Origin of the sequence: Chondrinema litorale, from assembly GCF_026250525.1 — a bacterium.
Lineage (GTDB): Bacteria > Bacteroidota > Bacteroidia > Cytophagales > Flammeovirgaceae > Chondrinema > Chondrinema litorale.
Window position 1 is genome coordinate 1 of the sequence record NZ_CP111070.1, and the last position, 15,446, is coordinate 15,446.

Annotated in this window: 15 protein-coding genes; 8 read left to right on the forward strand and 7 right to left on the reverse strand. The window is 33.8% G+C overall.

The window, feature by feature from the left end; translation table 11 throughout:
- Positions 1–564 precede the first annotated feature (564 nt).
- Genes OQ292_RS40840 through OQ292_RS40850 form a run of 3 tightly spaced genes read left to right on the forward strand, consistent with a single transcriptional unit; the run spans position 565 to position 2,114 of the window.
- Positions 565–777 carry a helix-turn-helix domain-containing protein gene (locus OQ292_RS40840; RefSeq protein WP_284690001.1) on the forward strand — a complete coding sequence of 71 codons (213 nt, stop codon included), beginning with the start codon at positions 565–567 and terminating at the stop codon, positions 775–777.
- 3 nt (positions 778–780) lie between these two features.
- Positions 781–1,110 (forward strand): HipA N-terminal domain-containing protein, encoded by a 330-nt coding sequence (locus OQ292_RS40845; RefSeq protein WP_284690002.1) that lies wholly within the window; start codon positions 781–783, stop codon positions 1,108–1,110.
- Entirely contained in the window at positions 1,107–2,114 is a 1,008-nt protein-coding gene (locus tag OQ292_RS40850; protein ID WP_284690003.1) for a type II toxin-antitoxin system HipA family toxin, read from the forward strand. The genes OQ292_RS40845 and OQ292_RS40850 overlap by 4 nt, the downstream gene beginning before the upstream one ends.
- Positions 2,115–2,784: 670 nt before the next feature.
- Here the strand turns inward: OQ292_RS40850 and OQ292_RS40855 are convergent.
- From OQ292_RS40855 to OQ292_RS40865, 3 genes are all read right to left on the reverse strand, one after another.
- Positions 2,785–3,006: a hypothetical protein gene (locus OQ292_RS40855; protein ID WP_284690004.1), complete on the reverse strand. Its 222-nt coding sequence runs from the start codon at positions 3,004–3,006 to the stop codon at positions 2,785–2,787.
- Positions 3,007–3,363: 357 nt separating this feature from the next.
- Positions 3,364–4,215 carry an SDR family NAD(P)-dependent oxidoreductase gene (locus OQ292_RS40860; RefSeq protein WP_284690005.1) on the reverse strand — a complete coding sequence of 284 codons (852 nt, stop codon included), beginning with the start codon at positions 4,213–4,215 and terminating at the stop codon, positions 3,364–3,366.
- Positions 4,216–4,266: 51 nt separating this feature from the next.
- Positions 4,267–4,809 carry a sigma-70 family RNA polymerase sigma factor gene (locus OQ292_RS40865; RefSeq protein WP_284690006.1) on the reverse strand — a complete coding sequence of 181 codons (543 nt, stop codon included), beginning with the start codon at positions 4,807–4,809 and terminating at the stop codon, positions 4,267–4,269.
- Positions 4,810–5,458: 649 nt separating this feature from the next.
- On the opposite strand from OQ292_RS40865, the gene ltrA reads away from it, so the two are divergent.
- The gene (ltrA, locus tag OQ292_RS40870; RefSeq protein ID WP_284690007.1) at positions 5,459–6,739 is read left to right on the forward strand and encodes a group II intron reverse transcriptase/maturase; all 1,281 of its coding nucleotides are present in this window, start codon (positions 5,459–5,461) and stop codon (positions 6,737–6,739) included.
- A 92-nt stretch (positions 6,740–6,831) separates the two neighbouring features.
- Here the strand turns inward: ltrA and OQ292_RS40875 are convergent, their stop codons facing one another.
- Positions 6,832–7,344, reverse strand: a complete 513-nt coding sequence (locus tag OQ292_RS40875; protein ID WP_284690008.1) for a GNAT family N-acetyltransferase — start codon at positions 7,342–7,344, stop codon at positions 6,832–6,834.
- Between the two features lie 72 nt (positions 7,345–7,416).
- Positions 7,417–8,577, reverse strand: coding sequence for a tyrosine-type recombinase/integrase (locus tag OQ292_RS40880; RefSeq protein WP_284690009.1), 1,161 nt, complete (start codon positions 8,575–8,577; stop codon positions 7,417–7,419).
- 144 nt (positions 8,578–8,721) lie between these two features.
- Between OQ292_RS40880 and OQ292_RS40885 the strand changes: the two genes are divergently transcribed.
- The 4 genes from OQ292_RS40885 to OQ292_RS40900 all read left to right on the forward strand — a co-directional run bounded on the left by OQ292_RS40885 (position 8,722) and on the right by OQ292_RS40900 (position 11,288).
- Positions 8,722–9,111, forward strand: a complete 390-nt coding sequence (locus OQ292_RS40885) for a hypothetical protein (RefSeq protein ID WP_284689996.1) — start codon at positions 8,722–8,724, stop codon at positions 9,109–9,111.
- 487 nt (positions 9,112–9,598) lie between these two features.
- On the forward strand, positions 9,599–10,264 hold the full coding sequence (locus tag OQ292_RS40890) for a ParA family protein (RefSeq protein ID WP_284689997.1): 666 nt from the start codon (positions 9,599–9,601) through the stop codon (positions 10,262–10,264).
- Positions 10,257–10,544, forward strand: coding sequence for a hypothetical protein (locus OQ292_RS40895; protein WP_284689998.1), 288 nt, complete (start codon positions 10,257–10,259; stop codon positions 10,542–10,544). Before OQ292_RS40890 ends, OQ292_RS40895 begins: the two co-directional genes overlap by 8 nt.
- Positions 10,545–10,613: 69 nt before the next feature.
- A complete protein-coding gene (locus tag OQ292_RS40900; protein WP_284689999.1) occupies positions 10,614–11,288 on the forward strand; it encodes an antA/AntB antirepressor family protein in 675 nt (224 codons plus the stop codon).
- Between the two features lie 108 nt (positions 11,289–11,396).
- Here the strand turns inward: OQ292_RS40900 and OQ292_RS40905 are convergent, their stop codons facing one another.
- The gene (locus OQ292_RS40905; protein ID WP_284690000.1) at positions 11,397–12,374 is read right to left on the reverse strand and encodes a replication initiation protein; all 978 of its coding nucleotides are present in this window, start codon (positions 12,372–12,374) and stop codon (positions 11,397–11,399) included.
- Positions 12,375–14,207: 1,833 nt separating this feature from the next.
- Positions 14,208–15,200 (reverse strand): IS110 family RNA-guided transposase, encoded by a 993-nt coding sequence (locus OQ292_RS40910; protein ID WP_284689538.1) that lies wholly within the window; start codon positions 15,198–15,200, stop codon positions 14,208–14,210.
- Between the last annotated feature and the right edge of the window lie 246 nt (positions 15,201–15,446).

The window sequence follows — 15,446 nt, forward strand, 5'->3', positions numbered from 1 at the left end:
GGAAAAGTGATTTTTTCTTTAGAAAAAATATATTAAAAATATAATCTAAAATTAGGTTGGTGATTACCTATAGTAGAGAGGGTTCAAATGGTTTTCATTTACTGGATTTTGTCTAGCTAATCATATTTACTATTTGGTAATGCTCAGTCAAATAAACTTTAAAAAAAGTAAAGCTATATTCAGGAATGTGATTGTATTTAAACTGATTTTGAACACAGTAAAACTGTTAGTGGTTGTAATTTATTTACTTGTATAAGTAATGCTGTTTTATAAACCTTCCTATTGCTGCTTTCCCCCGTTTAAGCTGTCAATTTTTCGTTATTAAAAACTAAGTTGCGCAGTTTTTATCCTTTTTCTCCCTTTAGGGCAAGATAGTTTTTTAGCCTAAAAAACACATCTTGCAATCACACCTGCGGTGTATACCTCATAAACTTCCATGTACTTTTTATTTAATACATATTATGTAGTGCATACTATTTTTTATTGAATAAAAGTGTAATAAAAAGCACTATTCTTTAAATAATATTTATTATTGATTAATTTTACTTGAAAAAGAGCGGTATAATGCACTTAGAAGAGTTGATTTTTACCTTAAAAAAAAGGCGAGAAGTTTTAGGAGTAACACAAGAACAACTGGCAGAGCTATCTGGAGTTGGTTTACGCACATTAAAGGCACTTGAAAGTGGACATGGAAACCCAACGTTTTCCACACTTTATAAACTTACAAATGTGCTGGGTATGGAGTTAAAACTGGTAGTAAAAGAAATAAACTCATAAGCTATGCGCATTGCAAAAGTCTATCACAATAAACGTTTAGCAGGAACATTAATGCAGCATCATAGTAAAAGCTATGAGTTTTGTTATGAGGATGATTGGTTTTTGAATGCTAGCATGCCTGCCATTAGTTTAACATTGCCCAAAACACAGCAATCTTATTATTCAGATCATCTTTTCCCCTTTTTTTTCAATATGCTATCTGAAGGAGTAAATAGGAAACTGCAATGTCGCCAATTAAAAATTGATGAACATGATTATTTCGGTTTGTTGTTGGCTACAGCTGGAAAAGATACAATTGGAGCTATTACAATAAAACCAGTAGAAAACCCATGAGTACACTTGAAATAACACACTGTCCAGGAACCCTATCTACAGGGTTTGATACTTACAGCAGAACCTGCTTAAATAAGTTATTTAATGGTAAAAAAGTGAGCCATATTTTACCTTATGATCCTCCACAGATTAGTGAAGAAGATGCAGCAAAATTTATAGAAAACAGGAAGCGATTATCTATATCCGGTGTACAAGAAAAATTATCATTACTATTAGATAAAAATAAGCTTCGTCTTACCCAATTAGAAGAACAAGGTAGCTATATTTTGAAACCAATCCCTAGAGATGTAAAGAAAGCCGATCAAGTGCCAGCTAACGAGCATTTAACTATGCAGATAGCTAAACAAGTATATGGAATTCCAACGGCTGAGAATGCACTTATTTTTTTTAAAAATGGGGATCCAGCGTATATTACTAAACGCTTTGATGTGCAAATAGACAGTAAAAAACTGGGGAAAGAAGATTTCGCATCTCTAGCAGCAAAAACAGCAGAAAACGCTGGAGAAGGTTTTAAATATGCCTACAGTTATGAAGAAATAGCTGAGTTAATTGTTAAATACATTCCTGCACATGTAGTTGAAATGGAGAAGTTTTACAGATTAGTGATCTTCAATTACCTATTTTCTAATGGTGATGCCCACTTAAAAAATTTTTCTGTGTTGCAAACGGAAAATGGGGACTATATACTCAGTCCTGCTTATGATTTAATTAATACAAGTTTGCATGTAAATGATAGTGACTTTGCTTTAAAAGAAGGTTTGTTTAAAGGTTATTTTTTTTCTGATGAAATGGAAAAAAATGGGCGTGTTGGCTTAGAAGATTTTCAGGAGTTTGCAAAACGATTAAATATCCCGGAAAACAGAAGCGCTAAGTTATTAGCTCCTTTTTTAAAGCATCAAGAAGTTGTTATATCTTTAATTGAAAGATCATTTTTAAATGAAGCTACAAAGCAAGAATACTTATCTAGTTATCACATAAAAAGGCAGCAGCTGAATACAAAATAGTTATTATCAAAAATGAAATTGATGATATGAAATATCAATTATAAAAAACAAAACATAAAATTTATATTTTGCTTTTTATACTTTTAAGTATCAACTCAGAGTCTTTCTGGGATAACTCTATGCTTTTTTGATTTTCCCATATTTGCTCTTCTATTATATCCAATTCATTCTTATTACTATATTTCTTTATTAAGAAGTATAATTCTTTAAGTTCTTGATTACTACAGTAAGAATAAATTAATTTGTTCTTCAAAAATTCTTTTCGCTCAATAAAATTCACTTTCAACCTTTTTTTATACCTAATACTTATTATCAATCAATAGGGGTGAATGAGAATTTTAATATAACACAATATTAACTTATGCTTAAAAAAGGTTAGGTAATTAAGCGTGTAACGCTAAAAAAGTAAATGCTTATACCCAAATAAAATTTGGATGGTTTGAATAGCAAAAGAATCGTTGAAATTTACCATTAAACTACCAAAATGTTGCTTTGAATAAATAGGGGTATTTGGGTGAAATTCAGTGAAAAATAGAGGATTTATTAAGGTTTATATAACGAACCTTCCGACTTAACATAAAGGGATATTATGAGACACAGTGTGGTGTGTGAGCAACTACATATTATTGGCGGTAGTACGCGTCCATCGCTCTCCTTGCTTCTATGTCAGCTAGTCCGTTTTCCCTTCAATAATTTTTATAAGCCTGTAAAATCTCTCTCCATAGGCAATTTGAATCTCACCGTCATACTGATCTTTCAATTTCTTCTCTGCCCATCTTAAGTTTTTTGTCAATTCCTTCTCCTTTTCACTCAGTTCAATTCCATTTGAGTTCCTTGATTCAGAAAACCTATAGTACACGGAAATATGTCCTCCTTTGAGCTCATGATTCACAGTCTTGAAGCTATTTGTAATTCTACTCAAGCTGTCGCTCATAATTAAATCAGTCAAATTGATGTCACGTCCGTCTGTTTTTCTCAAATGGTCTTGAATCAAGAAAGTCAAAATTAGGACGTCTCCATTGCCCTGCGAAATAGTAGTCGGTACAGAGGTCGAAGCGCATCCAAATGTTATCAAGGATAGTATTAATAGTCTCATGTTTGTCTTTGTATTTCCGCCAACGGTTTTGCTAAAAGTTCGGGCGGTGTTTACTGTCACTATCCTGTCCGCCAAAACCAAAGATAGCCAAAAAACACAAACCTAACCTAAGCTAAAACTCAGGCTGGGTTTTAGCTTTTGTTGGGCATAGTCTTAATCTCTGCACCATTCAAATAATTTCATTTTTAGCTCTTCTCGCTTTTTGAAGTTCGTTACGTTTGATGGAAATGTGGACTTTTTCTGCATATCAAAATAACTTCCCGTTATATCCTTCAATTCCTGATTTGTCGCTAAAAAGTATGGTGCTTCGCCCGCTATGTCTAAAGACATACTTTTTCGCATGATTAAGTTTCTCACCAGGTTTAAAAAGAAACTCCCCATATCCTGCATACTGTTTTTTGTTTTGTAAACACCAGGTGAAAAAGAATTTACAGTAATGTGTTTTGCTTTTAGTTCGTCCGCTAAATTCAAAGCCAACATAGCCCCGCCTAATTTTGAACCGGCATAAGTGGCTCCCTTGCTATAATCCAAACCGAAAGGGCTTTTTTGTACATCAAATTTGGCCATTTTCAAAAATGATATTCCTGTGCTTACATTTAGTGCTCTTGGATTATGGCTTTTAGCTAAAGAACTGACAAGACCTTTGGTGATAAGGTAAGGAGCAAGGGCATTTACCATAAAGGACTTTTCAAGGCCGTCCGTATTTATCTCTTTTTCTATGGTGGTAATACCTGCATTGTTGATTAGTACGTCTAAGACGGGAACATTTGTTTCTATTTTTTTAATCAAGTCTTTACATTCCTGTATGGAAGAAAGATTCCCCAGAATGTAATAAACATCTTGGTTGCCGCTAATGGAAATTATTTCCTCAGCGGCCGCTTTTCCTATGTCAGTATTTCTGGAAGTGATAAAAACGGTAAAGCCGTTTTGGGCAAAAGTTATTGCGGTTTGTTTGCCAATGCCTGAAGTTCCACCTGTGATTACAACTGTTTTTTTGCTTTGCATATTTTTTACGTTTTCAGATAGACTGAAAACACTCAAAAAAGACGCAAATAATCAGTGTGTTTTATTCATTTGATAATCGATAACATTTCCAAACTTATCCATTTCCAAATTACAGTTTGATGAGATTTGGTCTTTGATTTTTTGCTTCGCCCTTTGCACTCTTGATTTTACTGTGCTGAGCTTAATGTTGTTTTGTTTTGCATATTCGATTTGCTTCATTTGGTCTATTTCCACCGCTTTCAACAAGTCTCTTTCTTTTTCAGGTAAAAGTTGAAGCAACCCCATAATGCAATTTATGAGTTCGTCATTGTGGTTGTTTACTTCTTCTTGTTGAAGTTCTAGGCCCTTTGTGTTTTCTAACACATTGTTTTTTTTACGTTTATAATAATCCATGAGCGTTGTATACACAATGCGGTTAAGCCATGGCTTTAATTTTTCTTCATTTTTCAATGTCCCTATTGAGTGATGAATTTTCAGAAACACTTCTTGAGTAACTTCATCAATATGTTCGGAAGTAGATGACAGTTTTCGAACATAAGCACTTATTTGTTTATATGCATTCTCGTAAAATTCGGTATTCTGTTCAGTTGTCATTTTGCTGAGATGGGTTTTTATGAAATGCTATCTGGATTATAAAATTTTGTCCAACGGTTAGTATATGAAAAGTAGGCGATTTCGAAGCACATAACTTTCGGTTAAGCACAAAATTTGACACGAGCCCAAACCCCTTATTTTATTGCTGTACCGCCTATTTTTTATATACATTGTGTGTGCCTTGAATGGTGAATATAGCTCAATGAATTGAGCAATCCAAAGGGTGAGAGTCCCGAAAGCGGGGGAGTCGTTACCCTAAGCTAAGCAAGTGGCAAGCTGGTTCACCGTGAGGTGTGCAGTGAAGTAAGCCAGACTGCGGTATCTGTACTGACGAACAGGAATTACATACTGAGGCTATGAGGCCGGATGAGGTACCACATGCTGCCGAAGTCCAAAACCCGAAAAGGAGTGTGCCGAAATAGTAGATGTAGCAGGCATAGGTACAAGGATATTCACCTTACCGGGGGAGGTCTCTGTTCTTTTTAAGGCAGAGAAGTCAGCAGAGGTCATAGTAGTTGGGGGCAACGAGCCAATGAGAAAATTGGAGGCCTCACAAACCAGCAAAGGACTGAACATTGAATTGTGTCTTAATTCGAATAGGAATCGAGAGATAGCCTACTCTTAAGCGGACAGGGAAACTTTAAGAATTATGATAGCGAAAATTTTAGAACCGAAAAACCTCTATAGAGCCTACCGAAAGGTAGTGGCTAATAAAGGTGCTTCAGGAGTTGATGGAATGAAGGTAGACCAATTGAAACCATTTATGGATAAAAACCGGACTGCCGTGATCACCTCAATCCTGAATAGGAACTATATACCTTCAGCTATCAAGGGAGTTGAAATCCCGAAGAGCAATGGAAAATTTAGGTTATTAGGCGTTCCCACTGTAGTAGAAAGGTGGCTGCAACAGGCGGTCAGCCAACAATTAGCTACAAAATTCGAACTTACCTTTGAAGATAATAGCTTTGGCTTCCGTCCCGGAAAGAACATTCATCAGGCAATAAGACAGTCCCAGAAATTCATCAATGATGGGTATCAGGATATTGTTGATATTGACTTGAGGAACTTCTTCGATGAAGTTGCCCATTACAAAATACTACAACTCATTTACAACAAAGTAAAATGCCCGACAACCTTGTGGCTAATCCGGAAATGGCTGCGAGCACCAATCCAGATTAATGGAAAGTTGCAAAAACGCAGAAAAGGAATGCCTCAAGGAAGCCCACTTAGTCCGCTACTATCTAATATTTTATTAGACCAGCTGGATAAAGAACTCAAGAAGAAAGGGCTAAACTATGTCCGTTATGCCGATGACTTCAGCATTTATGCGAAATCAAAATCAGAGGCAAGAAAAATTGGTAATGCAGTCTTTAAATTCCTAAAGGAAAAATTAGATTTGCCTATCAACCTGGATAAAAGCGGTATTAGAAGGCCCTCAAATTTTGAGCTACTAGGCCATGGCTTTGTGCCAACCTATAAGAAGGGTGAAAAAGGTAAATATCAACTTATTGTAACCCGTAGCGGTTGGGAAAACCTAAAGCGGAAATTAAAGGCGGCAACCAAAAAGACCAAACCTTACAGTCTCGAAGAACGATTAGAAAAACTCAGACAGGTATGGATGGGATGGATAAATAACTACCGAATGGCAAGTATTTATGCCAAACTAAAAGCACTGGATGAGTGGGTCCGAAATCGGTTGAGATATTGTATTTGGCACGATTGGAAAAAGTCGGAGAGAAAACGCAAAAACCTCATCAGATTAGGTGTAAATCAAGATCAGGCATACGCCTGGAGTCGCACCAGAATGGGGGGATGGGCAGTTGCCCAAAGTCCAATTTTGGGTACGACTATTACACTATCCCGTCTGAAAAGAAAAGGTTACAAATCTATGGTGGACTATTACTCGGAATTCCGTCCTCAAATTCAATGAACCGCCCAGTACGAGAACCGTACGCTGGGTGGTGTGAGAGACGCACTGACTACCATTTGGTAGTCAGCCGTCTACTCGATTACCTGCTGGCTTTATTCTATTTTTAGTTTCATCATAATGTCGGTTTGTTCATCGTTTCCAAGTTTGAAAACGTGTTTATCAAAAGCTTTAAATCCATTTTTTTCATAAAATCGGATTGCTCTTGGGTTTTGTTCCCAAACTCCCAACCAAACATATTTCACATTTTTTTCTTTCGCCAATTCAATGGCTTTGTCATATAGTATTTGTCCGACTTTTTTTCCGTGAAATTCTTTTAGCACGTAAATCCGTTCAATTTCGAGTGCATTTTTGTCTTTAATTTCGGTTTGAGATTCTCCAACGTTTACTTTTAAATATCCGATTGTTTTTTCGTCAATTTCCGCAAAGTAAAATTCAGCGTTTTGGTCGGTCAGTTCTGCAGTCAGTTTTTCCGTTGAAAATCCGTTTTCCAAATATTCTTTCATATTCTCCTCGCTGTTTTCCGAGGAAAAAGTTTCGGCAAAAGTCAGTTTTCCGATTTCTTTTAGTTTTTCAATATCTTGAATATTTACTTTTCTGATTTTCATTTTTTATCGTTCGTTTTTTCAGCTTGCAGCTAACATTTGTGTAACGCGCACATACGCGTTATTTCTCTTATCTCAAATATCCAAATTATCCAGTGGACTCACAATGCCATCTACACCTTTTTTAGTAATATGAGTATAACGTTCTGTGGTCTTAGAAGATCCATGCCCCATGAGGTTTTGTATATATCTTAAATCAGTGCCCCTTTCTAACAAGTGTGTGGCAAAACTATGACGTAAGGTATGAGGACTGGCTTGCTTGGTTATTTTTGCACGCTTTAAAGCTCTTTTCATTACTTTTCTAATACTGCTAGCACTGTAGTTTTTCCGATTTGGACTTTCAAATAACCAATACTCTGGTCGATAAATTCGATAGTATTCTCTGAGTAATGTCAACATTTTTTTTGATAGTAGGGTAGTCCTGTCCTTCCCTCCTTTACCATTCCTGACTAGTATAAGGCTTCTTTCAGATTGAATGTCTGTAATCTTCAGATTGATTAATTCTGATATACGTAGTCCACCTGCATAGAGCATATAGAGTATACAACGATGCTTTACATTTTCTATCACCCTAAAAAGCCTACTAACTTCTTCTTCACTTAAAACTGTTGGTAAAGTAAAAGGTTTTTCAGGACGTTCTATATAATAGGTATCTTTTTCTCTTCCTAGTACTTTTTCGTAGTAGAACTTAATGGAATTAATGGCCTGATTCTGATAAGGTACAGTTACATTTCTTTCTCTTACCAAATAGACGATATAATTGTTTATTTGCTGTTTAGTAAGTTCTTCTGGGCGAATATTAGGGTAGTAATTAATGTAATCAATAAACATTGCTTTATACGTCTTTAAAGTCTGATAACTATAATTGAGTATTTTCAGTTTGTCGATATATATATCAGGACAAGGTTTTGTAATTTGGTAGGTACGTGCTTGCGTTTTCTTATGCTGACTACCATTGCCTATCACTTCGCCTTCATTTATCTTCCTTTTTTTAAACTTTGGTCTGTTATTTAAAAAATCTTCAGCTTCTACCCAAGCTGTTCCCTTAAAGGTATTAAAAATATTTTTTAGATGGGCCTTGGTATTAGGTACATATAAAAAACCATCATCTATATTCCATTTGCGGTGCATTAGTTTCTTGGCACAAGAGGCCAGTACAGAGTTGTCCATGTCAAAACAAATCTTGATTACCCTTTGTCCCTTCACCTGTTCATGTTGTAATATAATATTTCTCATTTTTGATATGAAAGTTGATAAATGATTATATGCCTTCTACAATGATACTGTTTGGAAAGATTCGTAATGTATAATACACGTATCTATTCGTATAATATACGTATAATGAAACGTTTACAAGTGTAAGATCATCATTATAATCGAATGGAAACCTGCTTACAATGTGGTAAGACGCTGAAAGGCAGACAGGACAAGAAATTCTGTGATAGTTACTGTAGAGCTGCCTACCATAACAATAAACGACGTTCAGCAGAAAACAAGCTGGCAGAAGTGAACAGGGCACTAAGAAGAAACTGGCGTATACTTACTACACTCAATCCTCAAGGAAAATCCACACTAAGAAAAACTTACCTTTTTGAACAAGGGTACAACTTCAACTTCTTTACTAATATCTATCGCACAAAAAAAGGGAAAATTTACTATTTCTGCTATGATATGGGCATTACTGAGGTAGATAGCAACCATATTTGTATTGTCAATTGGCAAAGTTATATGGAAGGTTTTAGGCATCCTCTAGGGAAAACAGCTTCATGAGTATATAATCTAAGCAAGTGTAGTGATTGGTTTCTATTGGATAATTAAACCATATTATGTACAAATTATCTCAATTTTGATAGAAAATCCATTTCGGTATTTTCTATCAAAATGAGCATCTGGGGTTGAAGGGGTAGAAGACCCCTAGCTAATGGGGTGGATAATTTTCACTAAAAAATAGTTTTGCTACTAACGCGCATAGAAACTTGATTTTTAGTATCAATATATAAACTGCTTGTTGCCTTACTTTCATCGGTTTTACTTTAAAGTGCAACACAATGAAAGTAAGGTAATCTCTTATTCTTCTAATACACTACTATAAGTAAATCTGATTTGATAATGTGCTTTTTGTGCCCTACAGCTATTCCATAAGGTTTCGGACATTTTTGTCCAAAACTATTCACCTTCTAAAGGTTAAAAACACCTCCCCTATTTGTTTTATTAATTTACTTACTGTATATATGTATACATATTGTACAAATTATACATGTCTAAAATAATTTCATTCGCAACACAAAAGGGAGGTTCAGGGAAATCAACCCTTTCTGTACTAACAGCAACAGCAATTAATAATCGGACTAATAACAAAGTTCTTGTTATTGATGCAGATCCACAGCAAACTATTTCCGGTTTACACAATCGTGAAAAAGATAATGGTAAAAGCTATGATATGATCTTCTTTAATTGGAGAAGGCTTGATGAAAAAGACTATCAAAAACTCTTATCTGAAAGTATTCAGAAGTATGATATAATCATAGTCGATGTTCCTGGTACTATGGGAGGTGAAGAGATATTTTATAGCATCTTATTCTCAGATATAGTTTGTGTTCCCATTGTACCCAGAGTATTTGACATCAGTAGTACCATAGACTTTTTAAAAACACTTCCAACCATTGCAGAAAAAAGAAAAAAAACTGGAAGAGATTTCAAAGTTTTTGGCATTCCGAATAAGATGGATAATACAAAAGAAACCAACTATATAGATAAAATAAATGGAGTTGGAGGTGTACAATTATTCGGTAGTGGTTTATCAAACAAAATTCGCTATGGTAGAAACATAAGCACTGTAAACACTATCACTGCTGATAATGTAAAAGATGAATTTAACGATTACTTCCACGAGTTTATAACTAAAATACTATACAATGGCTAGCAAAAAAGATAAAACCGAATCTATGTTTGATGATCTTATTCCGGATAAAGGCGATACAGATTTAATTAATCAATCAAATAGTAATTCACTTCCTGCACCTGAATTTTCAGATCTAAAAAGAACAAAAAGAAGTTCAGGAAAGTACAGCTCTTTTCGTATGAGAACAGATATTTTGAGCGAGATGGATAAAATTGCAAGAAAAGAAAAAATCCCCTTCACAGGTCAACTGGTGCATAGAATACTGCAAAATTATGTTGATTGGTATAAAGAAAATAAATAAATTATATATACATGTATACATAATATACATACTACAACTGTGTAATTATTTAAATAAAAAAACTGAAGAATGGAGCTTGTTAAGATATATCAGGGAAATGTAATTGATGCTAGAGAATTATGGCAGTTTCTAGAAATTAAAACACCTTTTAATGATTGGGTGAGAAGATCTATTCTTAAGCACTTTAAAGAAGATATTGACTTTTACGCAAATCTGCGTAAAAGTACTGGAGGTCGCCCAAGTAAGGAATATTTCCTCACTATTGATACAGCTAAGAAATTAGCCATGATGGCTAAAACTCCAAGAGGAGATCAAGCCCGTGATTACTTCATTCAATGTGAAAAAACTTTATTAGCATTAACTGCAAACAAGAGGTTAGAAGCATTTTTAAAACTAGAAACAACAAAAGAGAAGCTTCTGCAAAACATCGAAAATATTGGGGGTACAGAAGCAGACTACATCCAAATTGATGAAGAAGGTAGGAAAGTATTTTTTAATGGTCAGTTAATTCCAGATGAAGAATTACCTATCTTGTTTTTAAAAGGAAGGGATTTCGCTACAGAAATGACCAATGAAGGCTTTAAGAAAGGTTTGGAAGAAGTTTCTTCGATTGAAGAATTGAATAAAAGAAATCATTTGGATGTGCGAAGTATTATGGAGTTAAATACAGGCATCTTACCAGAACAATTGAAACGAGAGGAAGATATAAGAAAATTATTAGGAAAAGATTCTAAAGAAGAATAAGCGACAATAGAAAATCAACTATTTACGCCATAAGTCCCCACCAACAGCACCAAACACCTAAATTAGGATAGGAAGGGGACTTAAAACTATTATCATTAAATAAGTTTTTTATGAAGCTAAATCGAACATATTCATAAATGTACGTGTGGCATAAGCAGAAATACTACCTGATATTTTCCCATCTCTTTTCTTCATTTTTATATCATTGATAGTTGACCAAACTTCTTTATTATCTTTAATATCAGGCATTAAAATCAATTGATCAATAACTTTTGGAGATAAGCCCAACTCATTCAACCTAGCTTGCAAGCGTGTTAGTTTTTCGTCTATATTTTTTTTATCTTCTATCGATAAGATCATTTCAGAGGGAGTATCTAATTCTATCGCTTTATTATCAACTATAATAAAATCTACCTTAACAACACTTCTGCCTTTACGATGCTCTTTTAACTTAACTTTCAAACCTGTTTCATTAATTTCCTCTAAGGATGGTGAAATCACCCTCTTTTTAAAATCATTATACCGCGGATATTTATCTGATAGATTTAATATTTTTTTCAACTCTTCTACATCCACTCTATTTACCTTGGTCTTTGCATTTTGGTATTGTCTAATCAGCAAATAAATACGTTGAGTATTGATTGATTTAAAGCGTAGCATTTCACATAGCAAACCTACAGTGAATTCTCTTTTGAGTTTTAATAACTCTGGCTTTAGTAAGTGATGAATACGCGCAGTTATATAACCTTCTCTTTCATGATAAACAGGCTCCACTAATAGTCTGATAGGTGCAAACTTATTACCATCTGAATAATCTATCTTTTTGTTCTCTAAGCTGATCATATCACTCTTCACCTGTGCATACATATTCTTCTCAGACTTTGGCTTGACTATGTTAATGATATCACGAACAAATATCTTATAAGTTTTAAATTCTTCATCATCATTCTCTATTTGAGATATAAGCATGAAGAATAATCTCGCCTCATTAAGTGTCAAATTTAGCGGTTTATAAATTAAAGAATTGGCAATAGCTATAGTTGAATTCTCTGAAAACTTGGCAATATGTAGTTCATTTATCTTCATATGTGAAGATGGAAATTATTTACGACATATAAAAAAAAATGTCGTAAGTGATTTTGATCTTTCTTTTACCGCAGTACTATATATGTCGTAATAGTAAACGCATACTATCGCCTCATGAGTTGTATATGAACATATTTTAGCAATATATATGTCATAAAATATACCTAAATTTGGCTATTTTATAGCAGTACTAAATGTGTCGTAATAAGGTACTATATTTGTCGTAACTAGTACTATATATGTCGTAATGAAGTACTATATTTGTCGTAACTAGTACTATATATGTCGTAATGAAGTACTATATATGTCGCAGTTAGTACTATATATGTCGTAATACCCCTTTGTAAGCATTTGATTATTAGTACTTTACAATCTTTAAATACTTTTAAATATAAGAAATAAGGAAATACAGAAATAGAGGGAGATGTTTTTATTTACTATTCAATTTCCTATTAGAAATTCGCAAATGTGAAAACATTTATACTTGTAGACTCCATACTTAACTTAAGCTGATTTTTTTAATGCTAATGAGTAAAAACAAACTGAGTTGAAGAATTAAGATTACAGCTAATATCATCAGTTTTAAAGCTTTTTTTTAAGTTTCACTAAGAACTTGAGTACAAGTTGTGTATAATCTCTTAAAAAGGCTTATTTACTAGTATATGGAAGTATTTTAACCTATTATATTCAGCGTACATTTTATTAACTCTTGATAGATATTTCTTTTAGAAAAAATACTAATCTAAATACATACAATTCTCCAAGTTTCACAAGGAGAAAAGTCCCCATTTTGCCCACACACGTATCTACGCTAGTGATAGCAAGCGGGAACACCACTTTTTAAGCTATGCATAAAAAAGATGGCGTTCTCGCTTGCCCTACGGGGTATTTTCCCTTACAGGAAAATAAAAAAATTCATTGTGAATTCATTTTTTTATTAAAAATGGCTTTGAGCATCTCATATACCCGCTTTTAATTCATTTTTTAATGAATTTTTTCACAATATACCCTTTCAATACTTCTTAGATATTGATCATAAATAGCCTTATTCATAAGGAGTTATATTTTTAGAAAAAATGTAAGCAAGATGGTATCACGCAGTGCATGATAGTAAATCCATAATTAGCTTATAACCAGATAATTATGGATTAATAGTGCAACACAAAGTGTTGCACTTTATGTTGCGTATTTTTCCATTGATTTTATAAAATAACAGATAGGACTAGATAATGAATGTTTTTAACTAAAATCAAGTGTCACACTTTATGATTTACAGTTGTTACTTTCTATCATATTGAATATTTCAATTACCGATCATGATGAGTGATTTTATTCATGACTACTTTCAAGCATTATATTTAGTGATTTACTATTTGCTTAACCTTCACAAGTTTGTATAAATAGTCTACCATATTTCAAAAGAAATTATACACAAAAATATACAAGAAAATATATATAAAAACGGCCATTAGATCATCTGTAGGCACTTTTTATTAGGTAAAGTATTTTCAGAATATATTCGAAAATATAATTTCAAAAAGGAATCATAATCAAGAAGCATTTTTAATGCTTATTTTCAACCAAAAATATATTATAAATTATAGAAATAATATATTAAAAATATGTGCTATAGGCGTCTGAGAGCATAATCTTGTTGAAAAATATACATTGACTATAATCGAAAATATACATAGGTTTACTACATTGGTTTTATGTATTTAAATATACTCTTAAAGGTATAAATTAACCTTTAAAACGCTGTTTAATAGCCTGATTGCTTACCCCAAAATATATTAAAAATATATAGGGGGGCAGGCAATCGATTTCTATGGTTCAAACAAGTATAAACCTATAATTTTTTTCATATTTCCTGTCTTCTTTGATGCACTTGAATATCCGATGAATGAGCTTGTTCCTGATGTTATTCAATACCAACATTTTTTTCTTTCCTTCTCCTACCTTTTTTAGATAATAATCATTGAGTTCACCTTTCATCTGTGTAGCAGATAAGGCAGACATATGTAGAAGTTCCTTCATTTTCTTATTGGCCTGATTGCTGACTCTTGGTTTTGTATAGATACTACTTCCTGAACTATGCTCGAATGGGACAACTCCACAGTAGCAAGCGAATTTTTTAGCATTGTCAAAATCCTTGAATTCATTGGTGTATACCAGCATTTGCCATGAGGTAACCTTTCCGACACCAGCCACAGAGACAATAATATCATGTAGCCTCTTTAGATTACCATCATCCTTTATGAGAGCATCTATCATTGCTTCTACCTTTTTTATCTGGTTTGCCAGTTCTTGTATCACTTTGGTATTGATAGCTTTGGTATCCTTGTCTAATATAGAGCACAGTTCAGTAGCTGGTACTGATATCATCTGTTTTGCTTTGAGTAGTCTGGCTCTTACAGAAACCAATTGTCTGAGCTTAACCATCTGTTTTCTGGGAGCTCGCCATAGAATGGCCTTATCTTGAAACCTTTGGGCATACTCAGCAATACGTAGTGAATCTATCCTGTCATTTTTGCCTCTACGATTACCCAAAGACTTTTTAATGTTGATCGGCTGTTCAAGCCATACCTGCCATTTTTTACCATAGAGTATCTCTAGTAGTAGCTGTGTGTATATCCCAGTATGTTCTATACATAATAAAGTATTTTTAGGCAAGAGTCCCTGACCTTTCATGTCTTTTATGAAAACAACAATATCTTTTTTACTATTCGTGTAACTGCCTAGATAAAACAGATGTCCTTCTTTTGAAATAGAGACATCAAAGGATTTCTTGCTTACATCAATTCCTACAGAATGCATGATTTTCATATCTTTAAAGTGTTTTTTGTAAATGGAGCTTTTTTCAAACCCTTTAATGGAATGGGACGATCTTTAAGGATTCCCAAATTTCTATCTGAAACCTGCTCCTAAAAATTACTGATAGGGATCGAATCGATTGGTGGGCCTTCATCAACAATGGAATCCCAGGAGAAATGATGATTCACCCTATCAGTTTACTTTTTAAATCTAAGAAAAATTATATACCACAAACCTAAAGGGAGAGATGTCTGTATA

Coding starts and splice junctions, on each gene's coding strand:
- OQ292_RS40885 (WP_284689996.1), top strand. CDS start 8,722: ATGGAAACCTGCTTACAATGTGGTAAGACGCTGAAAGGCAGACAGGAC.
- OQ292_RS40880 (WP_284690009.1), bottom strand. CDS start 8,577: ATGAGAAATATTATATTACAACATGAACAGGTGAAGGGACAAAGGGTA.
- OQ292_RS40905 (WP_284690000.1), bottom strand. CDS start 12,374: ATGAAGATAAATGAACTACATATTGCCAAGTTTTCAGAGAATTCAACT.
- OQ292_RS40845 (WP_284690002.1), top strand. CDS start 781: ATGCGCATTGCAAAAGTCTATCACAATAAACGTTTAGCAGGAACATTA.
- OQ292_RS40840 (WP_284690001.1), top strand. CDS start 565: ATGCACTTAGAAGAGTTGATTTTTACCTTAAAAAAAAGGCGAGAAGTT.
- OQ292_RS40910 (WP_284689538.1), bottom strand. CDS start 15,200: ATGAAAATCATGCATTCTGTAGGAATTGATGTAAGCAAGAAATCCTTT.
- OQ292_RS40900 (WP_284689999.1), top strand. CDS start 10,614: ATGGAGCTTGTTAAGATATATCAGGGAAATGTAATTGATGCTAGAGAA.
- OQ292_RS40850 (WP_284690003.1), top strand. CDS start 1,107: ATGAGTACACTTGAAATAACACACTGTCCAGGAACCCTATCTACAGGG.
- OQ292_RS40895 (WP_284689998.1), top strand. CDS start 10,257: ATGGCTAGCAAAAAAGATAAAACCGAATCTATGTTTGATGATCTTATT.
- OQ292_RS40890 (WP_284689997.1), top strand. CDS start 9,599: ATGTCTAAAATAATTTCATTCGCAACACAAAAGGGAGGTTCAGGGAAA.
- ltrA (WP_284690007.1), top strand. CDS start 5,459: ATGATAGCGAAAATTTTAGAACCGAAAAACCTCTATAGAGCCTACCGA.
- OQ292_RS40865 (WP_284690006.1), bottom strand. CDS start 4,809: ATGACAACTGAACAGAATACCGAATTTTACGAGAATGCATATAAACAA.
- OQ292_RS40875 (WP_284690008.1), bottom strand. CDS start 7,344: ATGAAAATCAGAAAAGTAAATATTCAAGATATTGAAAAACTAAAAGAA.
- OQ292_RS40860 (WP_284690005.1), bottom strand. CDS start 4,215: ATGCAAAGCAAAAAAACAGTTGTAATCACAGGTGGAACTTCAGGCATT.